Raw genomic sequence first — 14,956 nt, 5'->3', positions numbered from 1 at the left:
AGTAACTCATGACCATGCCAACCCCACAATGTCCGTGGCGGATGCAGGTTCATCACATCCATCAGGAGACGCCGGATGTGTGGACGCTGTCGCTGCTGTGCCATGACTACTATCCGTACCGTGCGGGTCAGTATGCGCTGGTCAGCGTTCGCAACTCGGCTGACACCCTGCGCGCCTACACCCTTTCTTCAACGCCGGGCGTGAGCGAGTACATTACGCTCACCGTCCGCCGTATTGATGACGGCGCGGGCTCGCAGTGGCTGACGCGGGACGTGAAGCGCGGGGATTATATCTGGCTGTCTGACGCGCAGGGTGATTTCACCTGCGACGACAAAGCAGACGATAAATTCCTGCTGCTGGCGGCGGGCTGTGGCGTGACGCCGATCATGTCGATGCGCCGCTGGCTGGCGAAGAACCGCCCGCAGGCCGACGTGCAGGCGATCTTCAGCGTGCGCTCTCCGGAAGATGTGATTTTTGCCGATGAGTGGCGTGATTATCCGGTGACGCTGGTGGCGGAGCACAACGCGACCCACGGCTTTGTGCCCGGTCGCCTGAGCCGCGAGCTGCTGCAAAGCGTGCCGGATATGGCAAACCGTACCGTGATGACCTGCGGCCCGGCGCCGTACATGGATAGCGTGGAAAAAGAGGTGAAAGCGCTTGGCGTGACCCGCTTCTTCAAAGAGCAGTTCTTCACGCCGGTGGCGGAAGCGGCAACCAGCGGCGTTAAGTTCACCAAACTTCAGCCTGCGCAGACCTTCTTTGGCCGCGTGGGGACCACGCTGCTGGAGGCGCTGGAAAGCAATAAGGTGCCGATAGTGGCTGCCTGCCGTGCGGGCGTGTGCGGCTGCTGTAAGACGAAGGTGGTTTCGGGAGAGTATACCGTCACCAGCACCATGACGCTGTCCGACGCGGAAATTGCCGAGGGTTACGTGCTGGCATGTTCGTGCCATCCACAGGGGGATTTGGTCCTCGCATAAACAATAAACGTTCGTAGGCCCGGTAAGCGTCAGCGCCACCGGGCTTTTTGTCGGGTGGCACTGCGTTTACCCGACCTACAACAACCCTACCGCCACGCCGGACCTTTCCCTACCGCAAAGCGCCCTGCCCCTAAAAACGCGACAGCCAGCGAGCCGATAAAGAAGTACACCAGGCTTTCAATCGCCCATGCGCCTACCTTATCAAGGGCGAGCGTTTCCCCCATTCCAACCATCAGCCACGCTACGATCATCGTAAACGCCAGCACCAGCGCGGCCGGGCGCGTAAAGAGCCCGGCAATAATCAGGATCGGCGCCACCACTTCGCCAACCAACACGCCGTAGGCGATAAATCCCGGCAACCCTTTTTCCACCAGCATGCCGCTGATAAAGCCCACGCCGCCAAAAAGCTTGTGCAAACCGTGAAAAAGCATCAGCCCGCCGACGGCAAGTCGTAACAAGAGTTTGCCAAGATCGTCGCACGATAGCTTTTCATTAACAGCAATTAACAATGATTTAACCATTTGAAATGATTCCTGTTTTCACCGAGGTATTGCCAGATTATGCCGAATAATTGCGCGTGAAAAGCACCTTTTAATTAGGGGGAAATGACGGGCAATACGGAGACTTTCTTCTAAGCTTGTAAGCGATATCACAAAAAGGAGACGGACAACCATGAAACAAACCGTGGCTGCATATATTGCGAAAACGCTCGAACAGGCTGGCGTGAAACGTATCTGGGGCGTAACCGGCGATTCCCTGAACGGACTTAGCGACAGCCTCAACAAGATGAAGACCATCGAATGGATGCCCACCCGCCATGAAGAGGTTGCCGCCTTCGCCGCAGGCGCTGAAGCACAGCTCACGGGAGAACTGGCCGTGTGTGCCGGATCGTGCGGGCCGGGTAACCTGCACCTGATCAACGGGCTGTTCGACTGTCACCGCAATCACGTGCCGGTGCTGGCGATTGCCGCCCATATCCCCTCTTCCGAAATCGGCAGCGGCTATTTTCAGGAGACGCATCCGCAGGAGCTGTTCCGTGAATGCAGCCACTATTGCGAGCTGGTTTCATCCCCGGAGCAGATCCCGCAGGTGCTGGCGATCGCCATGCGCAAGGCCGTGCTGAACCGCGGCGTTTCGGTGGTTGTTATCCCGGGCGATGTAGCCCTCAAGGCCGCACCGGAAGGTGCCAGCACCCACTGGTATCACGCGCCGCAGCCGGTGGTGACGCCAGCCGAGGAGGAGCTGAAAAAGCTGGCACAGCTGCTGCGTTACTCCAGCAATATCGCCCTGATGTGCGGCAGCGGCTGCGCGGGGGCGCACAAGGAGCTGCTTGAATTTGCCGGTAAGCTGAAATCGCCCATTGTCCACGCCCTGCGCGGCAAAGAGCACGTCGAGTACGACAACCCTTACGATGTGGGGATGACCGGTCTGATCGGTTTTTCCAGCGGCTTCCACACCATGATGAACGCCGACACGCTGATCCTGCTCGGCACCCAGTTCCCGTACCGCGCGTTCTACCCGACGGATGCGAAAATCATCCAGATTGATATCAACCCGGCCAGCATCGGCGCACACAGCAAGGTCGATATGGCGCTGGTGGGCGACATTAAATCCACCCTTGCCGCCCTGCTGCCGCTGCTGGAAGAGAAAACCGATCGCAAGTTCCTCGATAAAGCGCTAAGTGACTATCGCGATGCGCGCAAGGGGCTGGACGATCTCGCCAAACCGAGCGACAAAGCCATTCACCCGCAGTATCTGGCGCAGCAGATCAGCCATTTCGCGGACGACGATGCCATCTTTACCTGCGACGTGGGCACGCCAACCGTCTGGGCCGCTCGCTATCTGAAGATGAACGGCAAGCGCCGCCTGCTCGGCTCGTTCAACCACGGCTCGATGGCCAACGCCATGCCGCAGGCGCTGGGCGCAAAAGCGACAGCGCCGGAGCGTCAGGTAGTGGCGATGTGCGGCGACGGCGGGTTCAGCATGCTGATGGGGGATTTTCTGTCGGTGGTACAGATGAAGCTCCCGCTGAAAATTGTGGTCTTCAACAACAGCGTGCTGGGCTTCGTGGCGATGGAGATGAAGGCTGGCGGCTATCTGACGGACGGCACCGAGCTGCACGACACCAACTTTGCCCGCATCGCCGAGGCCTGCGGTATCACCGGTATCCGCGTGGAGAAAGCCTCCGAGGTGGATGAAGCCCTGCAGCGCGCCTTTTCCATCGACGGTCCGGTGCTGGTGGATGTCGTCGTCGCCAAAGAGGAGCTGGCGATCCCACCGCAGATCAAGCTTGAGCAGGCCAAAGGCTTTAGCCTCTATATGCTGCGCGCGATCATCAGCGGGCGCGGTGACGAGGTGATCGAACTGGCAAAAACCAACTGGCTCAGGTAAAACATCTGGCATCGCCTTTTTAATAATAAGGACATGCCATGATCGATTTACGCAGTGATACCGTAACCCGCCCGAGCCGCGCCATGCTCGAAGAGATGATGGCCGCCCCGGTCGGGGACGACGTCTACGGTGACGATCCGACGGTAAACGAACTGCAGCGCTATGCCGCAGAGCTCAGCGGAAAAGAGGCCGCCCTGTTCATGCCAACCGGTACGCAGGCTAACCTCGTGGCGCTGCTCAGCCACTGCGAGCGCGGTGAAGAGTACATCGTGGGCCAGGGCGCGCATAACTACCTCTACGAAGCCGGCGGTGCCGCGGTGCTCGGCAGCATTCAGCCGCAGCCGATTGACGCCGCGCCGGACGGCACCCTGCCGCTCGATAAGGTCGCGGCGAAAATCAAAGCCGACGATATTCACTTCGCCCGCACCCGGCTGCTCAGCCTTGAAAACACCCACAACGGCAAAGTGCTGCCGCGCGAATACCTGAAAGCCGCATGGGAATTTACCCGCGAGCGCAGGCTCGGCCTGCACGTGGACGGCGCGCGCATCTTCAACGCCGTGGTGGCGTACGGCTGCGATCTGAAAGAGATTACGCAATACTGCGACTCGTTCACCATCTGCCTCTCTAAAGGGCTGGGTACGCCAGTGGGTTCCCTGCTGGTGGGCAATGCGGACTACATCAAACGCGCGAACCGCTGGCGCAAAATGACCGGCGGCGGCATGCGTCAGGCGGGTATTCTGGCGGCAGCGGGGCTGTATGCCCTGAAAAACAACGTGGCGCGCCTGAAGGACGATCACGACAACGCCGCGTGGATGGCGGCTCAGCTGCGCGAGATTGGCGCCGACGTGATGCGCCACGACACCAACATGCTGTTCGTCCGCGTGGGCGAGGATCGCACCGATGCGCTGGGGGAATTTATGAAAGCCCGTGGCGTGCTGATCAACGCCTCACCCGTCGTGCGTCTGGTCATGCATCTTGACGTCAGCCGCGAGCAGCTGGCGGACGTGGTGAAACACTGGCAGGCGTTTTTACAGCGATAAGGAGCATCACGTGCCGCAACGCATTCTGGTGCTCGGCGCCAGCGGATATATCGGTCAGCATCTCACCGCGGCGTTAAGCCAGCAGGGACACCGGGTGCTGGCAGCGGCACGCAACACGGAGCGCCTGCAAAAGCTCAGTTTACCTGGCGTCTCCTGCCACAACGTTGATCTCAACTGGCCGAAGGAGCTTCCCGCGCTGCTGGACGGGGTCGACACGCTTTACTTCCTGGTGCACAGCATGGGCGAAGGCGGGGATTTTATCGCCCACGAGCGTCAGGTGGCGATGAACGTCCGCGATGCTCTGCTGCAAACGCCGGTGAAACAGGTGATTTTTTTAAGCTCGCTCCAGGCGCCCGAACACGAGCAGTCCGATCACCTGCGCGCCCGCCAGCTGACGGCTGACACCCTGCGCGGCGCTGCTATTCCCGTCACCGAACTGCGCGCCGGAATTATCGTCGGCGCGGGCTCCGCCGCCTTCGAAGTGATGCGTGATATGGTGTATAACCTGCCGGTGCTCACGCCGCCGCGCTGGGTCCGTTCTCGCACCACGCCGATTGCGCTGGAGAACCTGCTGCATTATCTGGTGGCATTGCTGGATCACCCAACCGACCAGCACCGCGTGCTGGAGGCCGCCGGGCCTGAAGTCCTGAGCTATCAGGAGCAGTTCGAACATTTCATGCGCGTCAGCGGCCGCCGCCGCTGGCTGATCCCCATCCCCTTTCCAACCCGCTGGATCTCGGTGTGGTTTTTGAATGTGATCACCTCCGTGCCGCCGACGACCGCCAAAGCGCTGATCCAGGGGCTGAAGCACGATCTGCTGGCGGACGATCGCGAGCTGCGGGCACTCATACCCCAGGACCTGATCCGCTTTGACGATGCCGTGCGTAATACGCTGAAAGAGGAAGAGCAACTGGTGAACTCCAGCGACTGGGGCTACGACGCCCAGGCGTTTGCCCGCTGGCGCCCGGAGTATGGCTATTACCCGAAACAGGCGGGCTGCACGGTGAAGACTTCTGCCAGCCTCGCAGATCTGTGGGAGGTGGTGAACCAGATTGGCGGCAACGACGGTTATTTCTTCGGCAATATCCTCTGGCAAACGCGCGGGGCAATGGATCTGCTGGTGGGGCACAGGCTGGCAAAAGGCCGCCCGGCACGCCCGTATCTTGAGGTGGGCGATGCGGTCGACAGCTGGAAGGTGATCATCGTCGAGCCGGAAAAACAGCTGGCGCTGCTGTTCGGCATGAAAGCGCCGGGGTTGGGACGACTCTGCTTTACGCTGAAGGACAAAGGCGACCATCGGGAGCTGGACGTCCGCGCCTGGTGGCATCCGCACGGAATGCCGGGGCTGTTCTACTGGCTGTTGATGATCCCTGCCCACCTGTTTATCTTCCGCGGAATGGCGAAACGCATTGCGCAACGGGCAGAACAAAAGACGGAAAAGATATAAATAAAACTCTCTTTCTTTCACCTTTCCCATTGCATAGCGCCGTAATTCACGAAAGAATGCGCACGAAATTCTTTTCAACACAGTGGATAGCTATGAAGGTACTGGTTACCGGGGCGACCAGCGGCTTAGGCCGAAATGCGGTCGAATTTCTGCGCAATAAAGGCATCAGCGTCAGGGCTACCGGTCGCAACGAAGCGATGGGTAAACTGCTGCAAAAAATGGGCGCAGAGTTCGTCCATGCTGACCTGACGGAGCTGGTCTCCTCTCAGGCAAAGGTGATGCTCGCCGGTATCGACACGCTATGGCACTGTTCCAGTTTTACCTCCCCGTGGGGGACCCAGGAAGCCTTCGATCTCGCCAACGTGCGCGCCACCCGTCGTCTGGGTGAATGGGCCGTTGCCTGGGGCGTGCGTAACTTTATTCATATCTCGTCACCGTCACTCTATTTCGACTATCACCACCATCGCGACGTGCAGGAAGATTTCCGCCCTGCTCGCTTTGCCTGTGAATTTGCCCGCAGCAAGGCGGCCAGCGAAGAGGTGATTGACCTGCTGGCGCAGTCAAACCCGCATACCCGCTTTACGGTCCTGCGTCCGCAGAGCCTGTTCGGGCCGCACGACAAGGTGTTTATTCCGCGTCTGGCGCAGATGATGCACCACTACGGCAGCGTGCTGCTGCCGCGCGGCGGCGATGCGCTGGTGGATATGACCTATTACGAAAACGCCGTTCACGCTATGTGGCTGGCAAGCCAGCCGGACTGCGATAAGCTGATCTCCGGTCGCGCCTACAACATCACTAACGGCGAACCGTGCACGCTGCGCAGCATTGTGCAGCGGTTGATCGACGAGTTGCAGATCGACTGCCGTATCCGTTCCGTGCCCTACCCGATGCTGGATATGATTGCCCGCAGCATGGAGCGTTTTGGCAGTAAATCGGCCAAAGAGCCTGCGCTGACGCATTACGGCGTCTCTAAACTCAACTTTGACTTCACGCTGGATATTTCGCGTGCGGAGAATGAGCTGGGGTATAAACCGGTTGTGACGCTGGATGAAGGGATTATGCGCACCGCGGCGTGGCTGCGGGATCACGGGAAGCTTCATCGCTAGCCTTTCTGCCCGGTGGCGGCTTCGCCTTACCGGGCCTACAACTGCACCGTATTGTTCCCTCGCCCCTTTGGGGAGAGGGTTAGGGTGAGGGGAAAGAGCAAATACTAAAACGGCAACCTTTCGGTTGCCGTTTGCTTTTACAGTGCCGTCCAGGCATCAGCCCATGCCAGACCTGCGCCTGGCTCGTAGTATGCCGGGGCGTTGTTACACCAGCCGCTGTACGGGAACGGTTTGCACTGGAACAGTTTACCGTGGTTGTTCACGATATCACCTGCCTTGTACTTGCTGTTCGCGCTCCACGCGGCGTAAGAGCCGGAAGTGCCTTCGTCCTGAGACGGTGCCGCTTTCGCCTTCACGTTCAGAAGGTAAGAGGTGGTGCTGCTCAGTTCGCCATCGCTAACGGTCAGACTCACTTCAATCTGCTGTGCTGTGGCGGATTCTGGCGCCCTGAAGGTCACAACCGCTTTGTCCTGACCGGTCACGGTCTGACCATCCTGTGAACGCCAGGTGTAGGTCAGCTTGTTACCGTCGGCGTCTGTGGAACCTTCCGCGCTCAGAGAAACCTGCGCACCGGCTTCAACGGCGCCAATTGGACCCGCAATATGCGCGACCGGGGCGTGGTTCACCACCACCGGCTCAGCCGGGGTTTCATCCGGCGTCGGCGCTGGCGTCACCGGGGTTTCGTCCGGGGTGGTGGCAGAGCCATCGTCGTTCACGATGTTGACGTTAAAGAACTTCTGCACGCACTTGCTGTAGTCACCCTCTTTAAAGGCGCTGAACGGCGTCTGGTAGCCCACCAGCTGGCAGGAGTAGGTCTGGCCAGTTGGGGTATCCGCGCTCCATCCCCAGTCCTGTTCCCAGTAAATCTTCAGGGCACCAGCACCGCCTTCATCGAACTGCTTCATGTTAGCGCAGCCCAGCACTTCGTTCGCCGGAACGGGCACTTTCAGGTAGTTCGCGAACTCTTTGTAGTACTTGATACGGTTTTGCGACTGGGCAATTTCAGTTGGGCCGCCGCACTCAACGCCGCCGTTGATGATCTGGGTGGTCACGCCGAAGCCAGGGACCAGACCGTTGGCTTTATCGTGAGCGTTCGGCTGCCAGGTGCCGTCGATAACCTGCAGCATGCTTGGTTTTGGCGGCTGCGGGTAGGCGAAGAAGAAGATCGCGCTCGCCAGGTTCAGCCAGGTGTCCGCCACCAGCTCAGGTTTTTCGAGTAGGGTACGCACGTCGCCGTACATCGCCTCAGAGAACGGACCGTAGTTGTAGTTGTAGGACAGCTGCTTCGCACCGCGACCGAAGTAGCTCAGGAAGTCGCCGTCTTTATCTTTCCCGCACGGCCAGGTCTGCCCCTGCCAGACGTCAGGGTTACATTCGCCGTTATAGCCGCCCTTCTGGCCTTCGCTCCAGCCCATTTCACGCACGTGAACCAGCGCCTGACGCCATTCGGCCTCCGGACGCCAGCTCTCGTGGCCGCCGGTTTCCTGGGCAAAGTGGGCAAACATGGTAGCCAGCTCTTTACGACAGATGGCGTCGCTGTCGCGACCGTCGTTATAGGTCTTACACAGCGCCGGGAATTTACCTACCGCCTTCAGGAAGTTGCTGTAGGTGTACGCCTGCGCGCGCAGTGGGAAGAGATATTCCCAGTCGCTGGCCTTCACGATCCCTTCCACGCGCTTCACGTTTTCAGGGTTCGCCGCGCGGCCTGGCTCAATCATTTCTACCTGAGCATTGTCCAGCGTCTGAATAGTCTCTTTTACGGAGGCCATCAGCGGGAAGCTGGTCAGTTCTTTTTCCTTCTTCGCCAGATCGCTGGCTTTCATGGTGTACGGCTCGCTGGGGGTTGCTTGCAGCGAGGCAGCCTGCGCCATAAACGGGGCGACGCATGCGCCGGCAACGAGTACACTCAGTAACGTCCTTTTGTTCATTTCTGTATTCCTGTTAATAGAAGTTAAATTATAAAATCCCGGCTTATGTATTAATCCGTTAATAAATAAACCACAGACATCTGTTTTCATTTTTCGAAGAACACCCTCGGGAATTCTTCAAAAATAAAAAACCTTAATAACGTGCCGCTAATTTCAATTGCTGATATTTCGCCCAGACTTTATGGGCATATTTCATGCGTTGCGGATAATTTTCTTTTTTTAACCCGGCGTTATACGCACCTACCGCCTCCCAGTTATAGCCATAGACCTTAATCATCCCGGACAGGATGGAAGCGCCAACCATGATGGAGGTACAGGGCTCGGTCATCAGCCGGTATTCATCGATCCCCCTGCTCTCAAGCTGCGCAAAATGGGAGCTGTTAATTTGCATTAGCCCGACATCACGCGTGCCGTCATGGTTTTGACCAACCGCGTACGGGTTCATGCCGGATTCAACGTTGGCGATGGCATATAATAAGTACGGATCGACATGATAATAATGCGCCGCTTTATCCCAACAGTTTGCCAGCGCGCTTTGGCTTATTATCAATAACAACAACATTACCTTTTTCATGTTTACCTGCTGTAAGCGTCAGTGATTTCTCCTTAGCAACATCCTGTAAAATGAATTTTGAATCACTCACCACCCCAAAAGGGTGGTGAGTGATTACTGGGCTATATTATTTGCAGTCTGTTGATGGGCCTTCTTTCACCCATACATCGCTCTTAGCCGGGTTATCACCGCGGGTCCACCATTTGGCACGGTAAACATTGCCCTGGTAGGTTGTGGTTTCGCCGCCGTTGTAGACCAGGTCAGATCGCCAGTTCATCTTCACATTGCTGACCAGCTCCCAGGCATCAACACCGAAGCCGGGCTGGTTGCCCTGGGTCCAGTACTTCGCTTTCCACACCAGATGGTCGAAGCTTACGGTATCGCCATTGTTGTAGATTTTGCTGGCATCCCACGCGGCATATTTGCTGGCGTTAGCATCGACAGGCGCGTCGCAGCTACCGGCTGCAGAGCCTTCATCAGATGGCGGAATCACCTCATCAGCCGGAGGGGTAACCTCGTCAGCAGGTGGGGTCACGTCATCAGCCGGCGGCGTAACCTCAGCCGGTTTCGGATTCACGGTAACCTGCACGTTAGACTGCACGCTGGTTTTACCATCACCGACAACGACGCTCAGCGTGTAAGTAGACGTTGAAGTCACCTCTGGCGCAGTGATGGTCACGTTCGCGCTATCGGTTCCGGTTGCGTGCATATCCGCCGGAATGCTCCAGGCGTAGGTCAGCGCGTCGCCGTCAGGATCCGCCGCCTGGGCATGCAGAGCATAGGTTTCACCCGCCTGCAGCGTTACCGCTTCCATCTGATTGACTACCGGCGCCTGGTTCGCTTTTGGCGCTTTGTTCACGACCTGCACATCAATTGCGTTGCTCAGGCCTTTCGCATCCGTTACCGTCAGGCGGAACGCCAGGGTCTGGTCGCTGGTCACGGCCGCAACGTTGAAGGTCGCTTTGGCTTTGGTGCTGTTGGTGAGGGTCACCGATGGACCAGAAATCTGGGTCCACTTGTAGGTGATAGCATCGCCATCCGGGTCGGTAGAGGCAGAGCCATCCAGCGTAACGGTTGCCGGGCCTGAGACGTTCTGATCGGAAGATGACGCGATTGGCGCATGGTTAGTCACCACCGGATCAACCGGGGTAGTGCTGCCCAGCAGGCTTTCGTTCATCGCGTTCAGGATATCGCCGTTGTCAGCATCAATAGACCAAGAGAACAGACCACCCAGTTTGTTGGCCAGGACGTATTTGCCTTTCGCGGCCGCGGAGTGGGCATCTTCATAGGAGATCAGATCGCCCGTTGATTTGTTGAAGACGTAAGGCGCTTCTGCAGTCGCGTCGTAGCCATACTCCCAACCCGGCTTGCCTTTGTACTCATTTACGATCTGGCGATAGTCGACAACACCCGGTTCCCAGGTGCCTTTCACCATGCCGGTTGCAGTACCGGTGAATGGATTATCGCCGGTGTAGCCGTGCACACCGGTCCAGCCACGGCCATACATACCTGTACCCACGACGATCTTACCTGGCTGTACACCCTGCTGAAGCAGCGCATTCACGCCGTTTTCGGTGGTGTAGTTGGTATCTGGTCGCCATGACGGTGCACGCAGTGCGGCCTGGTGGCCCAGGTCGGTGTTGCTCCAGCCGCCGTAGAAGTCATAGCTCATCAGGAAGATATGATCGAGATACTGCTGAGCGGTGGTGTAATCCACATCCTCAACTTTATCTTTACCGGCGCCAATGGCGCTGGTCAGCTCGTAGGAACGGCCCGTTTCGCTTGACAGTTCATTGAGCATCGCACGGAGATCGTGCATCAGCGCAGTGTAGGTCGCTTTATCCTGCTGCGGATTACCGAGGTTTTCATTCACACCGCCGCCGCCTGGGAATTCCCAGTCGATATCCACACCGTCAAAGAACTTCCAGGTTTGCAGGAAATCTTTTACAGACGATACAAAGCGAGCGCGGATCGCAGGATCGCCCATGTGGAAGAACGGATCGGACAAGGTCCAGCCACCGATGGATGGCAGGACTTTCAGGCCGGGATGCGCTTTTTTCAGCGCCATCAGCTGGCCGAAGTTCCCTTTGTAGGGGTCATCCCATCCAGACACGCCAGCCTGCGGTTTTTGCAGGGCAGCCCATGGGTCGTGGATAGCCACGGTATAGTCCGGGCGGCCTGCACAATCACGCTGCAATACGGCGAAGCTGTTACCACCTTCAACGGTTTTCAGACCATCGTTGATGCCATCGCCACCGCAGATTGGAATAAAGCCGTAGAGGATGTGGTTCAGGTTAGCGGCAGGGATTTTATCAACCGGGAAGTTACGGCCGTATACGCCCCACTCAGGGAAATAGGCCCCGACGACCTTATCGGTATGCTCAGAGAAGGTTTTATTGTTCTCTTTCATGGTTGTATTCAGCGGCAGCAGATGGCTGCCGTCGGTGTCCGCCACAATAATCAGCTTGCTGGCACTTTTGGTACAGCCGCTGGCGTTACACAACTCAACCTGTTCCTGGTAACGGCCACCTTTTTTCACTTTAAACGTCGCGGAGCCGGAAGCGCTACCGGCCCCGGTCCAGACAGGGGTGCCATCAAGCAGAACCTTTGCAGACGTTGGCGCAGCGCCACTCCAGACATTCCACTCAACTTTCACATCCACGCCATCTTTATGCACTTTGACAAGGCTGTTGTAGTCCTGAGCCGCCTGGTCTACCTCTACCAGCGCAAATTTATCATTGCCGCTGCTGATAGTCGGTGTACCCGGTGCTGCTGCAAATGCGGAGCCGGATGCCGCCGCAATGAAGAGCGCCAGATATTTAGGCTTCATAAATTTCATTTTTATTTCCTGATAAATTTATTCGTGACGTTAATAATCCATGTCTTCCTTGAGAGCATGGAATCTATTTGCATAATGCGTATTTAACTGACCTTACAACCGTGACAAGAAAATATTTTTCTGCGTTGTATTCCCCCATAAAAAGATACAAGCCAAAATTCCGTATAGCTTATATCCCTTACGATACACTGGGCGCAAAGAGACGTCCTGCTCTTACACCGTCGAAAAAATTGACAAAAAAACTTGACCGAAATATTTAAAATATGAAAGCAAACTGCTGCCCAATAAACACCACTATTCCAGCAAATGAGAGATAGGGTCCGAAAGCAATAATGAGGTTATTTTTATTTAAGATATTCAGGATGAAATAACCGACAATACCGCTTAAGGCGGCGACTAATACCAGCATGGGTAATGCCTGCCAGCCGCACCAGGCCCCCAAAGCCGCCAGCAGCTTAAAATCGCCATAGCCCAGCCCTTCCCGCCCGGTACAAAGCCGAAATGCCCAGTAGAGCAGCCAAAGAGAGAGATAACCTGCCACGGCGCCAAAAAGCGCATCGCGTAGCGGCATCGTATGGTCAAACGTATGGAGCAACAGGCCAGCCCACAGCAGAGGCTGCGTCAGGCAATCCGGCAGCAGCTGATGCCGCCAGTCGATCAAGGCCAGAGGCAACAAGAACGCCGCCAGTACCCACAGGGAGAACAAGACCTGTACGTTTGGCATACACCAGGCGGTGACGCCAAAAAACAGCGCGGAAAAAAGTTCGATCAAAAATATTCTCAATGGGATACCCACGCCGCAGCGGCTACAACGTCCACGCAGGAGAAGCCAGCTGACCAGCGGAATATTCTCCCAGGCGGCCAGGGTGTGCTGACACGCCGGGCAGTGCGACGCCGGAAAGAGCAAATTACCGCCGTCCTCTTCCTCCATCACCATGCCCGGTACGCGCTCGGCGACGACGCCCAGAAAGCTCCCCACAATGCCGCCCAGAATCGCACTCATCAGCGGGAACCCCACCGGGTAAACCTCCCGCATCAGCGCGAAGGTGTTCATGCGGCTTTGCTCCAGGTGAGCTGGACTTCCGCTTTTACATCACTGAGGCGATCGACCGGCGTGAGGTTCATTTTTTGCAGCCTGACGCCGGAGGTCTGGTTTATTTCCCGCAGCCAGTTCTTTAATTCGTAGACGTTAACGCGATTTACGACGAACGATAAGGTTTGTCCATCCTGACGCACATCCGTCAGAGGAAGATTAATTTCCTGTGCGCTACTCTCCACCACCTTACGCGGATTATCTGTTTTGACAATCTGGACCTGGATATGGTTTTTATCTATTTCACTGCGCATCCAGTTCAGCGTCTCTTTTTGTCTGCTCAGCGTGGCTTTACTGTTCAGAATCATATTATCCAGCGGGATCATGCCTGCGTAATAAACGGCCACCCCCGCCAGGGCTACGGCACATATTTTTATAATGACTTTTTCCCTGGCGCTGTAATTCTGATAACGAGACTTAAGCTGCGCGATTCGCTCTTTCATTTATATTTCCCTGCGATCATGGCGGTATAAGGTGCAGCGGTAGAAACAGGCTGCAGGGTAAAATCAAAATTTTCCCCCGCCTGATCCACAAACGTCTGCAACGCGGTTTGGTTTTGCGCACTGACGCTCAGCGTCAGCGTGTTCTGTTGGGCGTCGTATTCCAGCAGATCGATTTCCATCGCCGGCACGGCCTGCCTGGCCTTCTCCAGCGCTTCAAGCTGCAAAAATACCCCTTTGGTCTGCTTTTTCATGTTTTGATCAAAGTGGTATTTGATGTTGGTCTTCTGGCGCATACTCGGAAAATGGTGCTGAAAAACCTGAGCGATCTCCTGCTGATTAGCATTCTCCTGCTGCACCAGCATCCAGGCCATGGCGACGCGCGGGCCGAGCAACAGGCCGAGAGACAGCAGACCCGCTGCGGCCATTGCCGCTTTGATGCCTTTCGGGGCTTTACCCGAGCCCGCTTTCGCGCTGAATTCACCGTGCATAATATTCACGCGGCAGGTTTGCCACTGCGGCTGGATCAGTACCAGCGGATGCTGCCAGGGCTGCAGGAGGTCAACGTCAACCCCTTCAGGCTGCGCGCCGTAGCAGCACACCTCGCCCTCGCCCGCTTTTTGCATCAGCAGCGGCAGCAGGCTGGCCTCCATCTCCCCGGCGGTGTGGGGGGATAAACGCAGCCAGTAGCTTTCATCCTGCTTAACCAGCGTGCTTCCTCCCTCTGCCACCGGCAGTAGCCAGGCATCCGGCAACGCCTGGATCACCTTCATTCCGGCGGCCTGAAAACGGGTTAACCATCCGCGCAGCAGGTCGGCATCAATCGCCACCGCATCGACCTCGGCGCCCTTTTTGTTGAGCACCGTCCAGTGAAGATTATCCACGTCACCAATCAGCGTCTCTTCCGCCATCCACGAGAATGCCGTCGCCTGAGAGGCAACTTTCTTCGGCAGCGTAAAGTGGCGGAAGATCATGTTGCTGGCAGGCAGCAGCAGGCAAACGCGTGCCGCCTGGGGATGGTTTATCAGCGCATCCAGGCTATCCAGCGTCTCAACCTGCTGGCTACCGGATTCACACCACATTATTTTCCCGCCCTCGCGGCTGTCGGGACGCACAAAAAGGACCTGTTTCATAGCGTTCTA

General features: G+C 57.1%; 12 protein-coding genes. 5 read left to right on the top strand and 7 right to left on the bottom strand.

Going from position 1 to position 14,956, the window contains the following annotated elements; translation table 11 throughout:
* Window positions 1-8 precede the first annotated feature (8 nt).
* Window positions 9-977, top strand: coding sequence for an NADH oxidoreductase (gene hcr, locus AC0TNG_RS22055; protein ID WP_248163749.1), 969 nt, complete (start codon window positions 9-11; stop codon window positions 975-977).
* A gap of 86 nt (window positions 978-1,063) precedes the next feature.
* Here the strand turns inward: hcr and AC0TNG_RS22050 are convergent, their stop codons facing one another.
* Window positions 1,064-1,498, bottom strand: coding sequence for a DoxX family protein (locus AC0TNG_RS22050; protein WP_061715655.1), 435 nt, complete (start codon window positions 1,496-1,498; stop codon window positions 1,064-1,066).
* 151 nt (window positions 1,499-1,649) lie between these two features.
* Here AC0TNG_RS22050 and poxB point away from each other — a divergent pair, with 151 nt between their 5' ends.
* From poxB to AC0TNG_RS22030, 4 genes are all read left to right on the top strand, one after another.
* Window positions 1,650-3,368, top strand: coding sequence for a ubiquinone-dependent pyruvate dehydrogenase (poxB, locus tag AC0TNG_RS22045; protein ID WP_024907822.1), 1,719 nt, complete (start codon window positions 1,650-1,652; stop codon window positions 3,366-3,368).
* 38 nt (window positions 3,369-3,406) lie between these two features.
* On the top strand, window positions 3,407-4,408 hold the full coding sequence (gene ltaE, locus AC0TNG_RS22040; protein ID WP_473713101.1) for a low-specificity L-threonine aldolase: 1,002 nt from the start codon (window positions 3,407-3,409) through the stop codon (window positions 4,406-4,408).
* Between the two features lie 10 nt (window positions 4,409-4,418).
* Window positions 4,419-5,855: an SDR family oxidoreductase gene (locus AC0TNG_RS22035; protein ID WP_417927159.1), complete on the top strand. Its 1,437-nt coding sequence runs from the start codon at window positions 4,419-4,421 to the stop codon at window positions 5,853-5,855.
* Between the two features lie 92 nt (window positions 5,856-5,947).
* Window positions 5,948-6,961, top strand: coding sequence for an NAD-dependent epimerase/dehydratase family protein (locus AC0TNG_RS22030; protein ID WP_024907825.1), 1,014 nt, complete (start codon window positions 5,948-5,950; stop codon window positions 6,959-6,961).
* 137 nt (window positions 6,962-7,098) lie between these two features.
* Here the strand turns inward: AC0TNG_RS22030 and AC0TNG_RS22025 are convergent, their stop codons facing one another.
* From AC0TNG_RS22025 to gspL, 6 genes are all read right to left on the bottom strand, one after another.
* Window positions 7,099-8,889, bottom strand: a complete 1,791-nt coding sequence (locus AC0TNG_RS22025; protein WP_473713100.1) for a glycoside hydrolase family 19 protein — start codon at window positions 8,887-8,889, stop codon at window positions 7,099-7,101.
* Between the two features lie 133 nt (window positions 8,890-9,022).
* Entirely contained in the window at window positions 9,023-9,463 is a 441-nt protein-coding gene (gene iagB, locus AC0TNG_RS22020) for a type III secretion system invasion protein IagB (RefSeq protein WP_024907827.1), read from the bottom strand.
* A 106-nt stretch (window positions 9,464-9,569) separates the two neighbouring features.
* A complete protein-coding gene (locus tag AC0TNG_RS22015; protein ID WP_420277977.1) occupies window positions 9,570-12,281 on the bottom strand; it encodes a glycosyl hydrolase family 18 protein in 2,712 nt (903 codons plus the stop codon).
* Between the two features lie 256 nt (window positions 12,282-12,537).
* Entirely contained in the window at window positions 12,538-13,335 is a 798-nt protein-coding gene (locus tag AC0TNG_RS22010; protein WP_290094664.1) for a prepilin peptidase, read from the bottom strand.
* A complete protein-coding gene (gspM, locus tag AC0TNG_RS22005) occupies window positions 13,332-13,817 on the bottom strand; it encodes a type II secretion system protein GspM (protein ID WP_417927156.1) in 486 nt (161 codons plus the stop codon). The genes AC0TNG_RS22010 and gspM overlap by 4 nt, the downstream gene beginning before the upstream one ends.
* Window positions 13,814-14,947, bottom strand: coding sequence for a type II secretion system protein GspL (gene gspL / locus AC0TNG_RS22000; RefSeq protein WP_473713099.1), 1,134 nt, complete (start codon window positions 14,945-14,947; stop codon window positions 13,814-13,816). The genes gspM and gspL overlap by 4 nt, the downstream gene beginning before the upstream one ends.
* Between the last annotated feature and the right edge of the window lie 9 nt (window positions 14,948-14,956).

It is taken from the genome of Enterobacter sp. PL_is514, from assembly GCF_055816715.1.
This window is presented reverse-complemented; position numbering and strand designations above follow the sequence as displayed.

What these genes read in the sequence shown, in the direction of transcription:
- hcr (WP_248163749.1), top strand. Translation starts at nt 9, where the DNA reads ATGACCATGCCAACCCCACAATGTCCGTGGCGGATGCAGGTTCATCAC.
- AC0TNG_RS22050 (WP_061715655.1), bottom strand. Translation starts at nt 1,498, where the DNA reads ATGGTTAAATCATTGTTAATTGCTGTTAATGAAAAGCTATCGTGCGAC.
- poxB (WP_024907822.1), top strand. Translation starts at nt 1,650, where the DNA reads ATGAAACAAACCGTGGCTGCATATATTGCGAAAACGCTCGAACAGGCT.
- ltaE (WP_473713101.1), top strand. Translation starts at nt 3,407, where the DNA reads ATGATCGATTTACGCAGTGATACCGTAACCCGCCCGAGCCGCGCCATG.
- AC0TNG_RS22030 (WP_024907825.1), top strand. Translation starts at nt 5,948, where the DNA reads ATGAAGGTACTGGTTACCGGGGCGACCAGCGGCTTAGGCCGAAATGCG.
- AC0TNG_RS22025 (WP_473713100.1), bottom strand. Translation starts at nt 8,889, where the DNA reads ATGAACAAAAGGACGTTACTGAGTGTACTCGTTGCCGGCGCATGCGTC.
- iagB (WP_024907827.1), bottom strand. Translation starts at nt 9,463, where the DNA reads ATGAAAAAGGTAATGTTGTTGTTATTGATAATAAGCCAAAGCGCGCTG.
- AC0TNG_RS22015 (WP_420277977.1), bottom strand. Translation starts at nt 12,281, where the DNA reads ATGAAATTTATGAAGCCTAAATATCTGGCGCTCTTCATTGCGGCGGCA.
- AC0TNG_RS22010 (WP_290094664.1), bottom strand. Translation starts at nt 13,335, where the DNA reads ATGAACACCTTCGCGCTGATGCGGGAGGTTTACCCGGTGGGGTTCCCG.
- gspM (WP_417927156.1), bottom strand. Translation starts at nt 13,817, where the DNA reads ATGAAAGAGCGAATCGCGCAGCTTAAGTCTCGTTATCAGAATTACAGC.
- gspL (WP_473713099.1), bottom strand. Translation starts at nt 14,947, where the DNA reads ATGAAACAGGTCCTTTTTGTGCGTCCCGACAGCCGCGAGGGCGGGAAA.